Raw genomic sequence first — 18,741 nt, 5'->3', positions numbered from 1 at the left:
CTCCTGCGGCTAGACCCTCGAGGTCATAAGTCAAACCATCCAAAAAGGCAAAGGGCGCCTTTCCGTGTGGTCCGCCTTATGCTTTTCGGGTCTGACCAAGCCGCCTCCGCTTTCTTATTTAGTCCAGCTCCGGGGCTTAGAGGCTCGAGGTCATAAGTCAAGAACACCAAAAAGGCAAAGTGCGCCTTTCCGGTGTTCTCGCCTTATGCTTGTCGCCTCTGGGCAAAGCCCCTCCGCTTACTTAAGTCGAAGGTCTGTTTTCGCCTTCTAGTTTGGGGTTGCCTTTGGATGCTTTGGTTTCGGCTTGCTGTGGTTTGGTTTGTTTGTTTTTTTGATTTTTCATTGAGTAACACCTCCACTCCTATTATTTTGAGTTTTGGTTCCTTTTATTCAGGAGGTGTCGAAACATCCTTTCAGGAATGTCCTTTTTGCACTTTCTTTGGCGAAACGCTTCTAGTTTTGTCAGGGGGGAAGGGAAAGGAAAAGGGACGGAGAATTACTGTATTAATCCAAAAAAAAGGTGGGAGGATTCACATGCTTCCAAAACAAGATATTATGTTAAAGTTAGCTGAAATCGAAGAAAGCCTCAATCAATTAGAGCAAAGCCTGCATGACCGAATCTCAGTTGAAGAGCAGGAGGGATTGAGAACCCTAACAGATCAGATACAGAAAATGGACAGTCATTTAAGCTCTGTGGAAAGAAACACAGGTACAAAATCAGTCCTTATTAAGAATAGAGAAAAGTCCTATGTCTTACAAAAACTTGAATTATCCTTTAAGACATCTTAAACTGATTTTATAAGAAAGTAGCATGGTGCTACTTTTATTTTTTGTCTAGAATTTCCATGGAGGGCTTTTTTTGAACGAATTGAAACAAGTAACGGAAGAGCTTCTCGTGCTGGTCGAGAAGATGATGAATGAATATAAAAGCAGGCGCGAGTCAGGTGAAAAAGGGGAATTTTACACTGAAGTGAAGCCCTTTGCAGATGAAGTAAAAGAAAAGAATGATCGATGGAAAGACTTGTCACTGAATTGGATTAAAGATTGTAAGCCGAAGCATATCCATTTTCCACAGATTGTCAATACTTTCGACAATATAGAAATGTTATCGGTCCATTGCTTCTTTCCTGAGTCCAGCTACAATCGGTTCATCAGTCATTATCAATCTGTTTCGTATGTACTCGGGACAGAGCTCGATGAACTGAAAGAAAAATAAGAGGCTGCCCTTGGCAGCCTCTTTCTTTATGGGGTTTAAATCGCATTTTCTTCTATTGTATTGATCTCTTTCGCTAACCCTTTGTAATGATGAAAGGAGATTTCATTTGAAATATAAAGTTTTTTAGCCAGTGTAAGAAGTTCTTGTTGGTCGGTTGCTTGATACTGTTTACTGCTTTCATATCTTTTCAGCAATTCGTTTAGGTCCATCTTGATTCCTCCCAATACACATATTTCATATGAATGATAATAGCTCTCTATCTACCTTCATCCTATCATATAAAACCCTTTCCTTAAGTTGTAAGAATAGTGTAACTTCCGACATTTTTCTCAGGGGATTGTCGAAAGATCTTTATGGGTTCTTTCACCATTTTTCTTTATGTACATAAAGTATAGTAACCACTAACAGTAGGGGGGCTAAGTATGAATTCTTCACCTTATTCGAGACAGATGCGATATCAGCCATACCCATATCACCATTCGCAGACTCAGAATATGGGTCCCTTGGTGAACTATCCTTTACAAGGGATGAGACCGCCGAATTATGGACCTTATCAACCCAATTATTTACCACAGCCGGATGGGCCATATACAGGTTCCGGGAGTCAGATAAACCAATATCAGCAAATGAATCAGCCTCAGCAGATGAATCCATATTTTGAAAATCCTCTTCAGCACAAAGAATACAATCCATATCAAATGAAAGCGATGGAACAGCAGTCATACGCTAATCCCTACCCGAAAGCCTCTTTTATGGCGAAACCTTCTTCAGGTGGGGTGAGCGGCATCATGAATTCTTTTAAGTCGCAGGACGGATCGTTGGATTTCAATAAAATGATGAATACGACTGGACAAATGATGGGTGCCATCAATCAGGTTTCATCTCTTGTAAAAGGCTTAGGCGGGATATTTAAATTCTAGACCAAAAAGGAGCTGCACTCCCGCAGCTCCTTTTTCAATTTATTCAATTTGTATTCGCTTCCCTGATTCCTTGTTCACTTTTACTGATAATAAACCATCTTTATAAGAAGCTTTCACATTCTTTTCATTTACAAGCCTTGGAAATGGAACGGTTCTACTGGTTTTTCTCATGGATTGCTTCCTTCTGATCGTCTCGTGCTTCTCATTTTCTTCTGAATATATTTCTTTATTTGTCACTGAAATCGTGATGTACTGAGGGAACACATCGAGTTGTATTTGCTCTTTATTTACACCGGGAAATTCTGCAGTAACGAGATAATGATCATCCATTTCCGTCAGTTCAACGGGGAATGAACCAAAAGGGTTGGCAGAGGACGTGAAGAACTCATCGATACTTTGTAACATTCCTCTCATCGGTCTTTCATGAAAGAATTCATTCATGGAATGCATCAGGTCTCCAAAACCGCCTTTGTTTGAATCCTTGGACATGGGTATGCTCCTTTCACGCGAACGTATTCATACTAGCCTATGCCCCGCTCGAGAAAATGTGCATTTGTCCTATGCAACCAATGGATAAAAAAGGGGAGAGTGTCTCTCCACTAAAGCTCACTCATTTATTGATAAAAGGATGAATATGGAAAGGTGGTTTTTTTACTTTAGTTTCGAACATAGATTCGGTAAAATGAGTAGGAGAGGTGATAGAGATGTTCAAGAGAAATAACCTTCAGCAGTTGATAGAATATTTTAAGAAAGATCCGGATTTCAGTAAACAGATTATTCATTGGCATACCATTGATGAAAAACCGGCTCAATTGGTAGAATTGCCATTTGAAATAGATGAAAGAATTAAAGAAGCATTGCACAAGAGAGGTCTGGAAAAGCTTTATACCCACCAATATTCAGCCTTCCAGCTGGCAATGGAAGGGAAAAGCTTCACTGCCGTCACACCAACCGCTTCCGGTAAGACGCTTTGCTATAATCTCCCTGTACTTCAAACCATACTGGATAATCCTGATTCCCGGGCTTTATACATTTTCCCGACGAAGGCACTTGCACAGGACCAGAAGAGTGAGCTGAACGAAATCATCGCAGAAGCAGAGGTTGCCATCAACAGCTATACATATGACGGGGACACGTCTGCAAATATCCGTCAAAAGGTGAGGAAAGCGGGGCATATCGTCATCACAAATCCAGATATGCTTCATTCAGCTATCCTCCCTCATCATACGAAGTGGGTGTCCCTGTTCGAGAACCTGAAATATGTCATTATCGATGAGCTTCATATATATAGAGGGGTGTTTGGCTCCCATGTCAGCAATGTGATCAGAAGATTGAAACGAATTTGTGAATTCTATGGGGCCTCACCCATATTCATCTGTACATCGGCAACAATCGCCAACCCAAAAGAACTGGCGGAGCAATTGACTGGAACAGAAATGAATTTAATCGATAATAACGGGGCGCCTAGTGCAAAGAAGCATTTCGTCTTCTACAATCCACCCATCGTCAATAAACCCCTCAATATCCGTCGGAGCGCGACTCTGGAGGTAAGGAGGATCGCTGGCGAGCTATTGAAAAATAAGGTGCAAACCATCATATTTGCGAGAAGCAGGGTACGGGTGGAAATCATTCTTACGTATTTACAAGAGTTGGTGAAAGGCCAATTAGGTGCGAAATCTATCAGGGGTTATCGTGGCGGGTACCTTCCCACCCAGCGAAGAGAAATTGAGAAAGGCTTAAGGCAGGGTGACATATATGGGGTTGTCAGCACAAATGCCCTTGAATTGGGTGTCGATATTGGACAATTGCAAGTATGCATCATGACAGGATATCCCGGGACGATCGCAAGCGCCTGGCAGCAGGCAGGAAGAGCGGGAAGAAGGCATGGGGAGTCCTTGGTCATCATGGTGGCGAGCTCCAGTCCACTGGATCAATTCATCATCGAACATCCGGATTATTTCTTTGAGCAGACTCCCGAAACCGCTCGGATCAATCCTGATAATTTAATCATTCTCATTGATCATATCAAGTGTGCGGCTTACGAGCTGCCCTTCAGGGAAGGGGAGCAATTTGGCAGACATGAAATGGAAGATATACTGGAATTTCTAGTAGAAGAGCGGGTCGTGCATAAAAATGGTGACAAGTGGTATTGGATGAACGATGTTTTCCCGGCACATAACATCAGCCTTCGCTCGGCGTCACAGGAGAATGTCATCATCATCGATCAAACCGATATTTCATCCGTAAAGGTAATTGGGGAAATGGACCGTTTCTCTGCCATGACATTATTGCACGATGAAGCGATTTATTTACATCAGGGTGTTCAGTTTCAGGTTGAAAAGCTCGACTGGGAAGAAAAGAAGGCGTTTGTACGAGAAGTCGATGTCGATTATTTTACGGATGCCAATCTCGCTGTACAATTAAGGGTACTAGAAACCGACAAAAAGAGAGAATCGGACATGTTCGATGTGGCGTACGGGGATGTAACCGTTCAAGCGATGGCCACGATATTCAAGAAAATAAAATTCGACACCCATGAAAATATCGGTTCAGGTCCGATTCATCTTCCGGAAGAAGAGCTGCATACGAGCTCGAGCTGGATATCGTTAAAAGACGCTGCCTCTTTAAGTCAGGAACGACTTGAAGAGGGGCTTATCGGGGCTTCCCAAAGCCTAAAATCGATCATCCCTCTCTTTGTCATGTGTGACCCAAGCGACATTTTCGTTGTGCCACAAATCAAGGCTGCCCATAATGAACTTCCCACCATCTTTATTTACGACCGCTATCCGGGCGGAATCGGGCTCAGTGAAAAAGTATATGAACAGATAGAGAAGATTCTTCTTGAGACATCTTCCATGATCGAACGATGTCCATGTCAAAATGGCTGTCCCTCCTGCATCGGTATGGAGCATTCTATGGATACAGCCAAACTCGATTCATTGAAACTTCTTCGTCAGTTCCTTCAATGAAGAATGGAAGGAGGGAACCGGGATGTCATTGAAAAATAAATTAACAAGAATGAAAAAGCATATTATCCGGGAAGAGGAAGGTGAGCCTGCACCGCAATCGGAAGACCATTCGTCGGATCTGCCCTTTTGGGATCTATGGAGAGAAAATGGAACGACTGCGTATTATATTGATGATGATTTTTGCCTGGTAAAGGAAAAACGTTATCCCATTCATCACCAACATGGGGATTACACGTTTAAAGATTTTATAAAAGCTGTAGAGGCATGGCAGGGGTTTACAGGCGATCATCCCCTGTCTTCTAAGGGGCTTCACCCTGAAGATCTGTTCTTTTTCGATACGGAAACGACCGGACTTGGCGGAGGGGTAGGAAATACCATCTTCCTATTGGGACATGGTAGGGTAACGGATAATGAAGTGATCGTGACCCAGCACTTCCTGCCACAGCCGGGAAGTGAGATCCCTTTATATCACAGCTTCTTGAGCAATGTAGATTACAATACGCTTGTAACGTACAACGGAAAGGCTTTTGATTGGCCACAGGTTAAGACAAGGCATACCCTTATTAAAGATCATGTACCGAAGCTGCCTGCATTTGGCCATTTCGACCTTTACCACGGTTCCAGAAGACTCTTTAAACATAAATTGGACTCTGTCAAGCTCATGAACGTAGAACGGAATATCCTTGGGTTTAACAGGGTTGATGATGTACCAGGATACCTTGCTCCGATGATATATTTCGATTATATCGAGCGTAAAGATCCTGAAGGTATCTTCAAGGTCATGACTCACAACGAACTGGATATCTTATCCCTCATCACGCTCTATACTCACCTGACGTTCCAGCTCTTGAACGTCCATGAAGAGGCGACCGGGCATGAACGGTTTGAAGTCGGCAGATGGCTCGAATATACGGGTAACAGGAAAATAGCCAGGGAACGCTACGAGGAAATCATTAAAGAGAATCATGACCCAAACTTTAAGGCAGTACATCAGCTTGCCCTTCAATATAAAAAAGAAAAGCAGGAAGAAAAGGCGATTGAGTTGTGGGAGGGCATCCATGAAAACGCACCGGTTCCCATACGGAAAGCTGTTCTGTTGGAACTGGCAAAATTGTATGAGCACAAAACGAAGGACCTAAAGAGGGCTCTGGAGATGTGCAATCGTCTTTTGGCCTTGACTGATGATACAGGGGAAACAAAAAATAAGCACCTGAAAATAATAGTGAATCTGAATCATCGCAAGGCACGGATAGAGGATAAATTAGACAAAAATATAGGTTTTGTTTCCCTGAGGAGCAAAGAGAAAAATTTATAGCATGAAAGTGGTTCCATCTCCTTATTTTTATATTGAGAATTTTCTAAAGTAGATGTAAAATAAATAATTGTGTTGAAAATTTTTAATGATAAAAGGAATGATGAAATGAACCGTGCAATCTTAATTTTGTTCTTTGTCGTCATTGGTTTAACAGCCTTTGTTTTTACCAATTATTCACAAAGTTTATATAGCTTAATGTAAGTCTTTCGAAATAACTTCCTAAAAATAGGTATTTTCATTAGTACATGTACCCTCTCTATTTCATAGGCTATTATTGTAGCAACCAAGAGATGAAAGGAGAGCGTTACAATGTATTGTAGACCAAGACCTAATCAAGTGCTTCCTGCAGTTATGCACCCGACGAAATGTTGTGTGAATCACAACATGACTACCTATGAGGTGCCTCATATTCACCCGACACACACAACAAATGTGAATAATGTCATGTATCAACATAAACATTATTTCCCACACACACAATCACAAGTAGACAGTGTGTCCCACCAACAGTTTAATTGTGGAGGCGGACCGGGAGGACCTCAAGGCCCAGGAGGACCTGGTGGCCCGGGATTCGGACCTCGTCCAAGACCACCATTCGGACCATACGGTATGGGAAGATAATAAAATCAATGATGTCAGAGGGATGATTCTAAAAGACTGGATTCAGTGATGCAGTGCCCTGCACTGTATCACTTTCTTAAGGAGAGACCAGTCTTATGGAGTCATCTCTTCTTTTTATGCTGAGAGATCGCAGCATGGATATTCCCCGTCTCAGAAATCCGTGAAATATGATACAATAGAGTGAGAAGGTTTGGGGTACGCTAATAAAGAGAATCAAAAGTGCCCAAAGTTTATTAAAGGGGTTTTCCATGTGGGGAATGTTGCATGCGTTACTGGATATAAATCCTTTGAATTAGGAATTTTCAAGCAGGATGACAAAGCGGTTCATTACATAAAGCAAGCATTGAAGAAAGAACTGGTTTCACTCCTGGATGAAGGATTGGAATGGGTGCTCATCAGCGGGCAGCTTGGCATAGAGCTGTGGGGAGCAGAAGTTGTATTTGAACTTCAGGAGGACTACCCTGATCTTAAACTTGCCGTGCTGACCCCTTTTATTTCTCAGGAGGAAAACTGGAACGAACAGAATAAGGAATATTATGAACTGATTCTTTCTCAAGCCGACTTTGTCGAAACCGTCTCGAAGGATCCTTATAAGAATCCTCAGCAGTTTCGCAACAAGAATCAACTATTTTTGCACAAAAGCCAGTCGTGTGTGATTCTATACGATGAAGAAAAAGAAGGCTCGCCCAAGTATTTCTATGAAGAAGCGAAAAAAAAGAAACAGTCCGATCCATCTTTTGATCTCAGGACAATCAGCTTCCATGATTTACAGTGGATCGTTGAAGAGGAACAGTGGAAGACAGACTGAAGAATCATGACTTACGGGACTTTTAGAGAAAATGGAATCATTGAAGTATGAAATACGATTGACAAATTGATGGTTATTTGAAAAAATGATAGTGATAAATATAGAGGTGAATAGAATGATCTCAGATAAAGTGAAATTAACGGCAAAGGATATTCTCGAAAAAGAGTTCAAAAGTGGAATGCGAGGGTATAAGCCGGAAGATGTGGATAAATTTTTAGATTTGATTATTAAAGACTATGAAACCTTTCACCAGGAGATAGAAGACTTACAGCAGGAAAACCTGCGACTGAAAAAGCAGGCAGAGGGTGCTCTGAAGCAACAGCGTTCAGCTGCTCCGCCTCAACAGACCGGAACCACGAATTTCGATATTTTAAAGCGTTTATCGAATTTAGAGAAACACGTATTTGGTAACAAATTATACGACTGATATTTCCAGTTGAATTATTGGGGGAAATACCGTATAATTAGGTATTGCTGATCCTTAATGGTGTTTGGGTAATCGCTGCAACGATTCGTTGTAGAGGAAAGTCCATGCTCGCACGGTGCTGAGATGCACGTAGTGTTCGTGCCTAGCCAATTCATAAGCTAGGGCAGTCCTACCCGGGCTGACGGCAGGGAAAACACCTACGTCCCTTACGGATATGGTGTGACTACTTTGAAAGTGCCACAGTGACGAAGTCCTGTTAGAAATGGCAGGAGTGGAACGAGGTAAACCCCACGAGCGAGAAACCCAAATTTGGTAGGGGAATCCTCTCAAAGGAATTGAACGAAGAGAGGGACAAAGGAATTTCCTTTGTAGATAGATGATTACCACCCGAGTACGAGACGAACAGTCGCCTGCAGTACAACGGAACAAAACATGGCTTACAGAACACTATTACGGGATAAGAGCAATATGGATTAAATAATGCAAGTGACTGATACATGCAGGTAATACACTGCTCTTTTGTATCAGTCCTTTTTATTTTACGGAAAACAGGACCATACTATTGATATAGGCATATTTATGAACGGGGTGACAAAGATGAGTACATATACATTGATCGCAACGGCAGCGATGGGCTTAGAATCCATTGTTGCCAAAGAAGTGAAGGATCTGGGGTATGAATGTCAGGTCGAAAATGGAAAGGTCATCTTCAAGGGAGATGAAACGGCCATTGCACGGGCCAATATGTGGCTTAGGACCGCTGACAGGATCAAAATCCTTGTTGGTGATTTCAAGGCTTATTCCTTCGATGAACTATTTGAAAATACAAAGAAGCTCCCTTGGGAGGACTTTCTCCCTGTAGACGCAGAGTTCCCTGTGCAGGGGAAATCCGTTAAATCAAAACTTTACAGTGTTCCAGACTGTCAGGCCATTGTGAAAAAAGCGATTGTAGAACGGCTCCGTACCGCTTACAAGCGAACGTCATGGCTGGACGAAACCGGTCCTCTATTCAAGATCGAGGTGGCCATCCACAAAGATGTGGCGAGCATCACCCTTGATACAAGTGGTCAAGGTCTCCATAAACGCGGGTATAGAATCGGACAAGGTGAAGCGCCTTTAAAGGAAACACTGGCAGCTGCCCTGATTCAATTAACGACCTGGAATCCTGACCGTCCCTTTGTGGATCCTTTCTGCGGGTCCGGGACGATTGCCATTGAAGCTGCATTGATCGGACAAAATATCGCTCCTGGCTTCAATCGTGAATTTCTGTCAGAGGAGTGGCCGTTGATGCCCGCCGGTGTGTGGGATAAAACGCGTCTGGAAGCCGAAGATTTGGCGAACTATGATCAGCCCCTTGAAATACTTGGTACGGACATCGATCATCGAATGATTGAAATATCCAAAGAGAATTCCCTTGAAGCCGGACTTGGCGACCTGGTGAAATTCAAGCAAATGCAAGTACGGGATTTCACTTCGGAATTAGAGTATGGCATCATCGTCGGAAATCCTCCATACGGAGAACGTTTGGGTGAACGTAAAGAAGTAGAGAAGATGTATCAAGAAATGGGAAGGGCCTTTGAAAATCTGGATACATGGTCTGTATACATGCTGACTTCCCATGAAAATTTTGAACAATGCTACGGAAAACAAGCTACAAAAAAACGTAAATTGTTCAATGGCTTCATCCGGACAGATTTTTATCAATTCTTCGGGCCACGCCCGCCAAGAAAGTGATATTCACCGGATTAATGGAAAAAGATGTTGAAGTTCAGAATAACCCTTTCACTTCCTGCGTATAATAGTTCTATCATTTTTAGAGGAGTGAAAGAGGATGGACCATTCTTTCATCGATTTCCACAAAATCTATCAGGCCTTACAAAGTTCTATTTCTTCCATTTCAGGTGAAGAAGCGGAGGACGTACATCTTAACCTTCATGAAGCCTCAAAAAACCTGGATCAGGCATTTCAATATGAATTATTGAAAAAAAAGAGAATATACGACTGAGTGCACTCTCAAAAAAGCTAGGGACATCCATACAACTGGTAGACTCACCCTTTGTATGGAGAGTCTCTTTTCTTTTGGTTGTAGATGCATGTAGAGCTCGTGAAAAAAATATCGAGTATCCCTTTTCAATCAGAAAGAATTCTAGTAAATTAGAAATATTGCGTTACGCAGGAGGTCCATATGAGAAGGAAATTACCATTTGAATTAACAAAGGAGCAATCCTTTTATGAAGCATTATCGGATTGGGTCGGGGATGTTTTTTATGATGTACTGCCAGATAAGGGCTTTGATCTGCGGGATGAACAGGTCTTCATGGCCTTTCAGCTCAATCAGGCATATAAGAATAAACAGGTCATGCTTGCAGAAGCGGGTGTTGGTACCGGGAAAACCCTTGTGTATCTTTTATATGCCCTTTCTTATGCAAGGTATACGGGAAAGCCTGCCATCATCGCTTGTGCGGATGAAACCCTCATCGAGCAGATCGTCAAAAAAGAAGGGGATATAGAGAAGCTTGAGAATGCCCTGGATTTAGACATAGATGTTCGTCTGGCAAAATCAAGGGAGCAATATCTGTGTATCAAGAAATTGGAAGAAAATGCGTCTCAAAATGAGATCTTCCAGGATATGTGGGAAGAATTGCCGGGCTTCGTCCATGATAATTCCTCCATGAGAAGCTTCAGTCATTACGGAGATCGTAAAGAATATGCCGGGTTGTCAGATGAAGAGTGGAATTCTGTAGGCTGGGACTCCCTTCAGGACTGCATGTCTTGCGCCTATCGTCATCGCTGCGGACTTACACTTCATCGCGAGCACTACCGGAATGCGGCTGACTTGATCATCTGTTCCCATGATTTTTATATGGAACATATCTGGACGAAAGACAGCAGAAAACGGGAAGGTCAGCTGCCGCTTCTTCCGGAAGCAAGCTCAGTCGTCTTTGACGAAGGCCACCTGTTGGAATTTGCCTCACAGAAAGCGATGACCTACCGGATGAGGATGGAGACACTTGAAGGACTGTTGGAAAAGCTGTCATCTTCTGATATGAGGGAGGAGACCCTTTATATCATTGAAGATATCATGCTCGACAATGAAAAGTGGTTCGAGCTTCTTGAGAAAGAATCCAAAGGGGAATCTGGATCCGATAGGCAGTACATCCTGCGTTCAGAAGCGATTTTGCAGCGGGCAAGGTCTCTTACGGAAAAAGTCGAGAACCTCCTGAATGAACTCGTTTTTGAAAGCGAAATGTATGTGATGGATGATTACCTGTTAAAAGTAGTCGAAGAATATCTGGAGCAGATTCAGTATTCATTGAAGCTGTTTTTAGATGATGAAAAAGGAATCTACTGGCTGGAAACATCAGAAGAAGAACACACCTTTGTGGTAATGCCGAGATTAGTGGAGGAAATTCTGAAAGAACATGTGTTCAGTCAAAATATTCCATTCATCTTCTCTTCTGCAACCCTTTCCTACAATGGCGACTTTTCTTATGTGTCACGATCGCTGGGGATTGAGAAATATGAAAAATTTTCAGTGGAATCTCCTTATGAATATGAAGAGATGATGAAAGCACATATTCACTCTTTGGATTCAGGTATCCATTCGAAAAATCAATATGCGTGGGATAAATTACAGAGTAATCAAGGGAAATCGTTGATTCTTTTCACATCCAAGGATGAGATGAACGCCTTTAGGTCGTATCAGGTTCAACAGGCGGATCAAAACTGGAATGTCATTTATGAAGGTGACCGTGAGATCAGTGATACGGTAGAACAGTTCCAGCAGGAAACATCTACGGTCCTTTGTTCCTATCACCTGTGGGAAGGATTGGACGTGCCAGGGGAGTCCCTTTCACAAGTGATCATTTACTCACTTCCATTCCCGCCAAAAGACCCCGTCTTTGATGCGAAGCGAAAGCATGCCACCAATTCCGGGGAAGAAGTGGATCTTCCTTACATGATCCTTCGCTTGAGGCAGGGAATCGGACGTCTGATTCGCACAAGTGAAGACAAGGGGAGCATCCACGTTCTATTGAACGATGTGGAGTCATCACATAGAGAATTGGTAGAGTCCGTTTTACCCGTTGGGATTGAAGTATTAAATGCATAGTCAATTGAAGTTGAAAACCGCCTTATTGGGCGGTTTTTTTGTAATATGATAAAATAGATTGAATGTTAAAAAAAAGGGGGCTTTTTATATGAAAGAATCAGTACTAGAGACAAAAGATCAATTTCATGAATATGTTAAAAAGATGTCTGCCTACAACGAAGCGCTAGGTTTGATGTTCTGGGATTTACGGACCGGCGCTCCAAAAAATGGCGCAGAACAACGGTCGGAAGTGATCGGGATGCTTTCGTCTGAACTGTTCGAGATGTCCACTTCCAATGAAATGGCCGCTTACTTAGCGAAACTATCTCCACAGATGGATCAATTGGATCCGATGACACAAAAACTAATAGAAGAGTGCCAAAAAGAGTATGATCGAAATAAAAAGATTCCCGCATCTGAATACCGGGAATATGTGGTATTACAGTCGAAAGCGGAAGGTAAATGGGAAGAAGCAAAAGAAAAAGCGGATTTCGATATGTTCCAGCCTTATTTAGAAAAGCTTGTGGCTTTCACAAAACGCTTCATTGATTATTGGGGATACGAAGGTAATAAGTACAATACATTACTGGATATGTATGAGCCGGGTGTGACAGTAGAGGTATTGGATAAGGTATTTGGGGATCTTCGTGATCAGATCGTCCCGCTCGTACATGAAATTTCCAAATCGGAAAATAAGCCAAAAACCGATTTCCTTTTTGAACATTTTCCAAAGGAACGTCAAAAGGATTTCAGTTTGAAAATCCTTGAACAAATGGGGTATGATTTCAATTCTGGAAGACTGGATGAAACAGTCCACCCGTTTGCGATTGGTTTGAACCCTGGTGATGTAAGGGTAACAACTAAATATGACGAAAAGGATTGGAGAACAGCCGTCTTCGGAACGATCCACGAGGGTGGACATGCCCTGTATGAACAGAACATTTCAAAGGATTTGATGGGCACACCCCTATGTACGGGCACATCCATGGGTATACATGAGTCTCAATCCCTTTTTTATGAAAATTTTGTGGGCAGGGACCATTCTTTCTGGAAGCAAAATTATGAGTTATTGAAGGATTATTCGACGGGACAGTTTGATTCTGTTGAATTGGACGATTTCTACAGAGCGATCAATGAATCGAAGCCTTCGTTGATCCGGATCGAAGCCGATGAATTAACATATGCCCTGCATATCATCATCCGCTATGAAATTGAAAAAGGATTGTTCAATGATGAGATTGAAGTAAAAAATCTCCCGGAAATCTGGAATCAGAAATATGAAGAATACTTGGGTATCCGCCCTTCCCATAATGGAGAAGGTGTCCTCCAGGATGTCCATTGGGCCGGTGGAAGCTTTGGTTACTTTCCGTCATACGCACTGGGTTATATGTATGCTGCACAGATAAAGCGTGCGATGTTAGAAGATATTCCTCATTATGAAGAGCTCCTGGAAAAAGGGGATCTTGCTCCCGTGAAAGAATGGTTGACTGAGCATGTTCACCAATGGGGAAAGATGAAAAAGCCGCTTGAAATCATCAGGGAAGTGACTGGAGAAGGGCTTAATGCCCAATACTTGGCCGATTACTTAACGGAGAAGTATTCAAAGGTATATTCCTTAAATTAAACAATGGAGGCAGAAATCATGGATATTAATGTAGCATCACTGGAGGACAAATTGCTTGTTGGGATAGGATGGACAGGTCCATATGGAAGAGGGTCCGAGATCCCGAGACTATTCACGAAATTTCAACAGATGATTCCCTCCATTCATCATATAAATGGAGATGAATGCATATACGCACCATTCCATGATAGGGCGACTGATTTTACGTACTATTGTACCGTTGAGGTTGATCGTGTCGAGAAGCTTCCACCGGGGTTAGTGGAACTGTCACTTCCTGCGGGGGAATACGCACACGCACTTTATGAAGGTCTGTCGACGGAAGTGGAACAAGCCTATTTTGCAATCTTTAATTGGATTAAAGAAAATGGGTATGAAAAAGACTACTCCAGACTGAGTGTCGAGAAGTACCTATCCCAGGACCGCGAAATCAACGAAACGGAAGATAGAAGGAAATTAGAGCTGTTTGTCCCAATTAAACAGCAATAGAAAGGAGGCTGCTTCATTTGAAGCAGCCTCTTCTTCTATTTTTGATCCAGCTCCAGGGGCTTGGGGCTCGGGGTCATAAGCCAAGTAACCCAAAAAGGCAAAGAACACCTTTCCGGGTTACTCGACTTATGCTTGTCGCCCCAGGGCGAGCCCCTTCCGCTTTTCTTGATCCAGCTCCGGCGGCTAGACCCTCGGGGTCATAAGTCAAACCAACCAAAAAGGCAAAGGGCGCCTTTTCCGGTTGGTTCGTCTTATGCTTGCCAGGCCTGAGCGAGCCGCCTCCGCTTTTCTTGATCCAGCTCCGGCGGCTAGGCCCTCGAGGTCATAAGTCAAACCAACCAAAAAGGCAAAGGGCGCCTTTTCCGGTTGGTTCGTCTTATGCTTGTCGGGCCTGAGCGAGCCGCCTCCGCTTTTCTTGATCCAGCTCCGGCGGCTAGGCCCTCGAGGTCATAAGTCAAACCAACCAAAAAGGCAAAGGGCGCCTTTTCCGGTTGGTTCGTCTTATGCTTGTCGGGCCTGAGCGAGCCGCCTCCGCTTTTCTTGTTGTTCAGCTCCAGGGGCTTGGGGCTCGGGGTCATAAGTCAAGTAACCCAAAAAGGCAAAGAACGCCTTTCCGGGTTACTCGTCTTATGCTTGTCGCCCCAGTGCTAGCCCCTTCCGCTTTTCTTGTTGTCCAGCTCCAGGGGCTTGGGGCTCGAGGTCATAAGCCAAGTAACCCAAAAAGGCAAAGAACGCCTTTCCGGGTTACTCGACTTATGCTTGTCGCCCCAGGGCGAGCCCCTTCCGCTTTTCTATTCACCACATTTTATATCCCTTGGATGCGGGTGGGGCGTTTTGGATCATGTCGATGAATGGGACGGTGTAGGCAACGAGAATGAGAGCGGCCAGGATGGTTAACCATATTCGCCAGTTCTCGAGAGCCATTGGGGTTCTCTCGGCTGTCTCAGCTGTTTCACCGACAGGAAATTCCTCATCTCCCTTGGGAGCGAAAAATGCCAGGTTGATAAAGATGTATAGAACGAGAATGATACCAATGAAAAGGATCGTGCCCCCAATCGCCTGTGCGATTTGGTATGGAATCCAATCGATTGCCTGTGGTGCATCCCCATAAGTGGAGTAGGAAGATCTTCTTGGTGCACCCAGTAACCCAACTGCATGCATGGCGCCGGACATGATGCTCATTCCGACCGCCCATACGATGGCCTGCACGATGGCCAATTTGTTCATCGCTTTCGTTAGGACACGCCCCGTCAGATGAGGGACAAGCCAATAAGCAATCCCGAAGAAGGTCAAGACGACAGATGTGGCCAGTGTTAAATGAAAGTGACCGGTGACCCAAATCGTGTTATGGACAACCTGATTCATTTGATTAGATGCATTGATCAATCCACCTGCTCCTGCAGGAATGAAAGCAACCATTCCGATGAACGGTACTGTAAAGCGTGCGTCCACCCATGGCAGCTTCTTGAACCATCCGAATAATCCCGTGGCTCCCTTGGATCTCCCGTACATTTCAAAAGTGGCAAACAAAGAGAATGCTGTCATCAGGGAAGGGATGACTACCATGAACGTCAGCGTCACCTGCAGGAACTTCCAATTCGCATCAATCCCGGGCTCCACTAACTGATGGTGAAAACCGACCGGTATCGAGAATAGAAGGAAAAGGATAAAGGATAGCCGGGCCAATGAATCTGAAAATATTTTCCCACCGATGATTTTAGGAATGATCACATACCATGCCATATAAGCCGGCAGCAGCCAGAAATAGACGAGTGGGTGGCCGAAATACCAGAATAAGGTACGACTGACAAGAACGTCGACCCTGTCCACCAGGCCTAGGGACCAGGGCAGGAGCTGAAATAGAACAGTTCCTGCAACGCCGATAGTGGCAACAATCCATAAGACGGTGTTGATGATGGACATGAAAGTTAACAAAGGACTCGGTTGTCCAGGATGTTCTTTTCTCCAGCTCATATATTTCATGATCATCCCTGAGCCGCCAAGCCAGCTGCCCACTACTACGAACGTCAATCCTAAATAGAAGATCCAATGGGCTTGCAGGGGAGCATAAAATGTATAGAGGACCGTAGCTTCATTTAATAGAATCATGACTGCTGCCATGATCGTTCCCAGAAGCATGACCCAGAACCCTAACCACCCCATAAACCGGGATTTTCCAGAATAAGCCCCTGAAGTCCGGGAAATGGCAGCATGCTGGAAGCCGAGTATGAAGAATGTCGTAAGTACCAATCCGAGTATGACCCCGTGAACAGTCAATACTTGATAATAACCGATCCCTGCAGGCAAAGTGAATCTGCCTGAGCGGACCAAGACCTGTAACAGGCCGGCGAGTCCCCCTAATGCAAGAGCGGCAAATCCTACGTAAATATGGGCCATGGCCAGTGCGGCATCCTTTTTATCAATTTTCACAAATGGTTTCATCTACTCCACCACCTTTAACATAGATTTCATCGTGTGATGACCGACACCGCAGTATTCATTACAGACAATAAGGAACTCTCCAGCCTTGTCGAGTGTGGTTGTATATTCACTGACATATCCAGGTTCAATCATCATATTGATATTGGTACCTGCGACTTCAAACCCATGAACAACATCCTTGGTTGTAGCGGTGATTTTCAGTGTCGAGCCTTTAGGGATTTCGATTTCCCCGGGGGTATAAAGAAAAGCCGAGGCTATAAATACCAACTCATAATCCCAAGCCTTTCCTTCCACTTTTTTAAGTCCTGGTTCGTTAAACGGAGCTATTTTGTCCACCTGCTCCGGATTGACGTATGCCTTTGCACTTGGAGGCTGATGCCCCTGGTGAAAAGCACTGATTCCCAATATGATTAAAAATAAGATAAGAGCCCCTGTTCCTAGCGTTAACCACCATTTCTCATAGCGATGCATATGCATATAATTCACTCCTTAAATTAAAAACGATTCAGAAATAGCAAGAATACCCCGATCCATGTAAGGACTAAAAAACCTCCTAAAAATAAAACTGAAGTAAATGTACCTTTTAATGAGGTGGATTCCTTTATTTTGACTTCCGTTTTTTGATGCAATTCCGGTTTCCCCATTCCTCTCATCCCTTTCATCAAGTATTCTCTGATTTGATACTTCAATCATAAGCGGGTGCACTACTTTGAATCTGTGATAAATGTCACACCTAGAGGGGTGATTTGTGAAAAAAATGTGAAGTGATTGAAAATAGGCAATCGGGTGTGTTCATCTGTGTGAACCTGGTGCATAGAGTGTAGGAATGAGGAAGAAGGTGACGATCAAATGGAAAAATATTATTGTAAACAGTGCTGTCAAATCTTCTCTGATAAAACAATGTGTCCTTTATGCCAGGTTCCAGTGGAAGCGAAAATACACATCGAGGTCCATCATCAGCAAGGGAAAAAGGATCATCGGTGAGACTTTGGAGACACGCTGTGCTAATATAAAGAAGATTCGAATAATAGAAAAGGCGGTGGGAATTTGTTTGTTCCTTCATTTTCATTGAAAGGTAAATTGGCCGTTGTAACGGGGGCAGGCCGGGGAATAGGACGGGCCCTCAGTATCGGGTTAGCGGAATGCGGATCCGATGTAGTCCTTTTGTCAAGGACGAAGGATGATTTAGAAGAAACGGCAGGTGTAATTGAGAAGCTTGGAAGGAAGGCTCATATCCTCCCGACAGATGTGACATCACGTGACGACATAAACAAGGTGATCACTTACATAGAAAATCATGGATTGTCCATTGATATTTTAATTAACAATGCAGGGATGAATATACGTTCAGCAGCGCTTTCGGTAACGGATGAAGAATGGCAGCAAATCATGGATACGAACTTGAAATCCGCCTTTATGATGAGCCAGGAAGTAGGAAGGCATATGAAAGAAAAGGGCCGGGGGAAAATCATTAACATTGCATCCGTAGCCGGCCATGTTGCCCTCAGGACCGGGGTCGTCTATGCTTCCACGAAAGCAGCCATGATTCAAATGACGAAGGTATTGGCCATGGAATGGGGAAAGTACAATATTAATGTGAACAGTATAGGACCATGGTATTTCAAGACAACTTTAACAAAGGAACTTCTGCAAAATGAAGAGTATGTGAACGATATACTGGCAGTGACTCCATTAAAAAGGATCGGTGAGCTCGAGGAGTTGGTGGGGCCGGCGGTCTTCCTTTCCTCGGATGCTTCAAACTATATTACTGGACAAACCCTATACGTAGACGGTGGGATGACAATCAACGGCTTTTGAATTCT

At 43.6% G+C, this 18,741-nt stretch carries 18 protein-coding genes, 1 other RNA gene and 1 pseudogene; 15 read left to right on the top strand and 5 right to left on the bottom strand.

Annotated elements, in window-relative coordinates:
• Positions 1-369 precede the first annotated feature (369 nt).
• Both NQ095_RS00675 and NQ095_RS00670 read left to right on the top strand, forming a co-directional pair.
• Positions 370-789: a hypothetical protein gene (locus tag NQ095_RS00675; protein WP_258261603.1), complete on the top strand. Its 420-nt coding sequence runs from the start codon at positions 370-372 to the stop codon at positions 787-789.
• 70 nt (positions 790-859) lie between these two features.
• Positions 860-1,216: a YppE family protein gene (locus NQ095_RS00670; RefSeq protein ID WP_258261602.1), complete on the top strand. Its 357-nt coding sequence runs from the start codon at positions 860-862 to the stop codon at positions 1,214-1,216.
• A gap of 35 nt (positions 1,217-1,251) precedes the next feature.
• Here the strand turns inward: NQ095_RS00670 and yppF are convergent, their stop codons facing one another.
• The gene (gene yppF, locus NQ095_RS00665) at positions 1,252-1,425 is read right to left on the bottom strand and encodes a YppF family protein (protein WP_258261601.1); all 174 of its coding nucleotides are present in this window, start codon (positions 1,423-1,425) and stop codon (positions 1,252-1,254) included.
• Positions 1,426-1,638: 213 nt separating this feature from the next.
• Here yppF and NQ095_RS00660 point away from each other — a divergent pair, with 213 nt between their 5' ends.
• Positions 1,639-2,136 carry a YppG family protein gene (locus NQ095_RS00660; RefSeq protein WP_258261600.1) on the top strand — a complete coding sequence of 166 codons (498 nt, stop codon included), beginning with the start codon at positions 1,639-1,641 and terminating at the stop codon, positions 2,134-2,136.
• A 39-nt stretch (positions 2,137-2,175) separates the two neighbouring features.
• On the opposite strand, the gene NQ095_RS00655 is transcribed toward NQ095_RS00660, so the two are convergent.
• Positions 2,176-2,625, bottom strand: coding sequence for an Hsp20/alpha crystallin family protein (locus tag NQ095_RS00655; RefSeq protein ID WP_258261599.1), 450 nt, complete (start codon positions 2,623-2,625; stop codon positions 2,176-2,178).
• A 215-nt stretch (positions 2,626-2,840) separates the two neighbouring features.
• Between NQ095_RS00655 and NQ095_RS00650 the strand changes: the two genes are divergently transcribed.
• From NQ095_RS00650 to NQ095_RS00600, 11 genes and pseudogenes are all read left to right on the top strand, one after another.
• Positions 2,841-5,105 (top strand): DEAD/DEAH box helicase, encoded by a 2,265-nt coding sequence (locus tag NQ095_RS00650; protein ID WP_258261598.1) that lies wholly within the window; start codon positions 2,841-2,843, stop codon positions 5,103-5,105.
• Between the two features lie 22 nt (positions 5,106-5,127).
• Positions 5,128-6,420 carry a ribonuclease H-like domain-containing protein gene (locus tag NQ095_RS00645; protein WP_258261597.1) on the top strand — a complete coding sequence of 431 codons (1,293 nt, stop codon included), beginning with the start codon at positions 5,128-5,130 and terminating at the stop codon, positions 6,418-6,420.
• A 309-nt stretch (positions 6,421-6,729) separates the two neighbouring features.
• Positions 6,730-6,942 (top strand): annotated as a pseudogene (locus NQ095_RS00640) (CotD family spore coat protein); the annotation flags it as partial.
• 349 nt (positions 6,943-7,291) lie between these two features.
• Positions 7,292-7,849 (top strand): SLOG family protein, encoded by a 558-nt coding sequence (locus NQ095_RS00635; protein WP_258261596.1) that lies wholly within the window; start codon positions 7,292-7,294, stop codon positions 7,847-7,849.
• A 115-nt stretch (positions 7,850-7,964) separates the two neighbouring features.
• Entirely contained in the window at positions 7,965-8,276 is a 312-nt protein-coding gene (gpsB, locus tag NQ095_RS00630; RefSeq protein WP_034758475.1) for a cell division regulator GpsB, read from the top strand.
• A gap of 60 nt (positions 8,277-8,336) precedes the next feature.
• Positions 8,337-8,721: RNase P RNA component class B (gene rnpB / locus NQ095_RS00625), an RNA gene on the top strand.
• Positions 8,722-8,873: 152 nt separating this feature from the next.
• Complete coding sequence (locus tag NQ095_RS00620; protein ID WP_258261595.1) at positions 8,874-10,010, top strand: THUMP domain-containing class I SAM-dependent RNA methyltransferase; 1,137 nt, start codon at positions 8,874-8,876, stop codon at positions 10,008-10,010.
• A 97-nt stretch (positions 10,011-10,107) separates the two neighbouring features.
• Positions 10,108-10,281 carry a hypothetical protein gene (locus NQ095_RS00615; RefSeq protein ID WP_258261594.1) on the top strand — a complete coding sequence of 58 codons (174 nt, stop codon included), beginning with the start codon at positions 10,108-10,110 and terminating at the stop codon, positions 10,279-10,281.
• Positions 10,282-10,461: 180 nt separating this feature from the next.
• Positions 10,462-12,387, top strand: coding sequence for an ATP-dependent DNA helicase (locus NQ095_RS00610; protein ID WP_258261593.1), 1,926 nt, complete (start codon positions 10,462-10,464; stop codon positions 12,385-12,387).
• An 88-nt stretch (positions 12,388-12,475) separates the two neighbouring features.
• The gene (locus NQ095_RS00605; protein ID WP_258261592.1) at positions 12,476-13,990 is read left to right on the top strand and encodes a carboxypeptidase M32; all 1,515 of its coding nucleotides are present in this window, start codon (positions 12,476-12,478) and stop codon (positions 13,988-13,990) included.
• An 18-nt stretch (positions 13,991-14,008) separates the two neighbouring features.
• Positions 14,009-14,476: a GyrI-like domain-containing protein gene (locus NQ095_RS00600; protein ID WP_258261591.1), complete on the top strand. Its 468-nt coding sequence runs from the start codon at positions 14,009-14,011 to the stop codon at positions 14,474-14,476.
• Between the two features lie 795 nt (positions 14,477-15,271).
• Here the strand turns inward: NQ095_RS00600 and NQ095_RS00595 are convergent.
• From NQ095_RS00595 to NQ095_RS00585, 3 genes are read right to left on the bottom strand one after another with little or no spacing between them, the layout of a single operon-like run.
• Complete coding sequence (locus tag NQ095_RS00595) at positions 15,272-16,918, bottom strand: b(o/a)3-type cytochrome-c oxidase subunit 1 (protein ID WP_258261590.1); 1,647 nt, start codon at positions 16,916-16,918, stop codon at positions 15,272-15,274.
• Complete coding sequence (locus tag NQ095_RS00590; protein ID WP_258261589.1) at positions 16,919-17,395, bottom strand: cytochrome c oxidase subunit II; 477 nt, start codon at positions 17,393-17,395, stop codon at positions 16,919-16,921. It abuts the gene before it with no gap.
• Between the two features lie 12 nt (positions 17,396-17,407).
• Complete coding sequence (locus NQ095_RS00585) at positions 17,408-17,611, bottom strand: hypothetical protein (RefSeq protein WP_309137591.1); 204 nt, start codon at positions 17,609-17,611, stop codon at positions 17,408-17,410.
• A gap of 354 nt (positions 17,612-17,965) precedes the next feature.
• Here NQ095_RS00585 and NQ095_RS00580 point away from each other — a divergent pair, with 354 nt between their 5' ends.
• Positions 17,966-18,736 carry an SDR family NAD(P)-dependent oxidoreductase gene (locus NQ095_RS00580; protein WP_258261587.1) on the top strand — a complete coding sequence of 257 codons (771 nt, stop codon included), beginning with the start codon at positions 17,966-17,968 and terminating at the stop codon, positions 18,734-18,736.
• Positions 18,737-18,741: the final 5 nt, after the last annotated feature.

The sequence above is a fragment of the Rossellomorea sp. SC111 genome (assembly GCF_024733565.1).
Lineage (GTDB): Bacteria > Bacillota > Bacilli > Bacillales > Bacillaceae_B > Rossellomorea.
This window is presented reverse-complemented; position numbering and strand designations above follow the sequence as displayed.

Bases quoted from the DNA above. Each gene is read 5' to 3' on its own strand.
- NQ095_RS00620 (WP_258261595.1), top strand. From the start codon at position 8,874: ATGAGTACATATACATTGATCGCAACGGCAGCGATGGGCTTAGAATCC.
- NQ095_RS00590 (WP_258261589.1), bottom strand. From the start codon at position 17,395: ATGCATATGCATCGCTATGAGAAATGGTGGTTAACGCTAGGAACAGGG.
- NQ095_RS00650 (WP_258261598.1), top strand. From the start codon at position 2,841: ATGTTCAAGAGAAATAACCTTCAGCAGTTGATAGAATATTTTAAGAAA.
- NQ095_RS00645 (WP_258261597.1), top strand. From the start codon at position 5,128: ATGTCATTGAAAAATAAATTAACAAGAATGAAAAAGCATATTATCCGG.
- NQ095_RS00615 (WP_258261594.1), top strand. From the start codon at position 10,108: ATGGACCATTCTTTCATCGATTTCCACAAAATCTATCAGGCCTTACAA.
- NQ095_RS00605 (WP_258261592.1), top strand. From the start codon at position 12,476: ATGAAAGAATCAGTACTAGAGACAAAAGATCAATTTCATGAATATGTT.
- NQ095_RS00655 (WP_258261599.1), bottom strand. From the start codon at position 2,625: ATGTCCAAGGATTCAAACAAAGGCGGTTTTGGAGACCTGATGCATTCC.
- NQ095_RS00610 (WP_258261593.1), top strand. From the start codon at position 10,462: ATGAGAAGGAAATTACCATTTGAATTAACAAAGGAGCAATCCTTTTAT.
- NQ095_RS00660 (WP_258261600.1), top strand. From the start codon at position 1,639: ATGAATTCTTCACCTTATTCGAGACAGATGCGATATCAGCCATACCCA.
- NQ095_RS00595 (WP_258261590.1), bottom strand. From the start codon at position 16,918: ATGAAACCATTTGTGAAAATTGATAAAAAGGATGCCGCACTGGCCATG.
- gpsB (WP_034758475.1), top strand. From the start codon at position 7,965: ATGATCTCAGATAAAGTGAAATTAACGGCAAAGGATATTCTCGAAAAA.
- NQ095_RS00600 (WP_258261591.1), top strand. From the start codon at position 14,009: ATGGATATTAATGTAGCATCACTGGAGGACAAATTGCTTGTTGGGATA.
- NQ095_RS00585 (WP_309137591.1), bottom strand. From the start codon at position 17,611: ATGATTGAAGTATCAAATCAGAGAATACTTGATGAAAGGGATGAGAGG.
- yppF (WP_258261601.1), bottom strand. From the start codon at position 1,425: ATGGACCTAAACGAATTGCTGAAAAGATATGAAAGCAGTAAACAGTAT.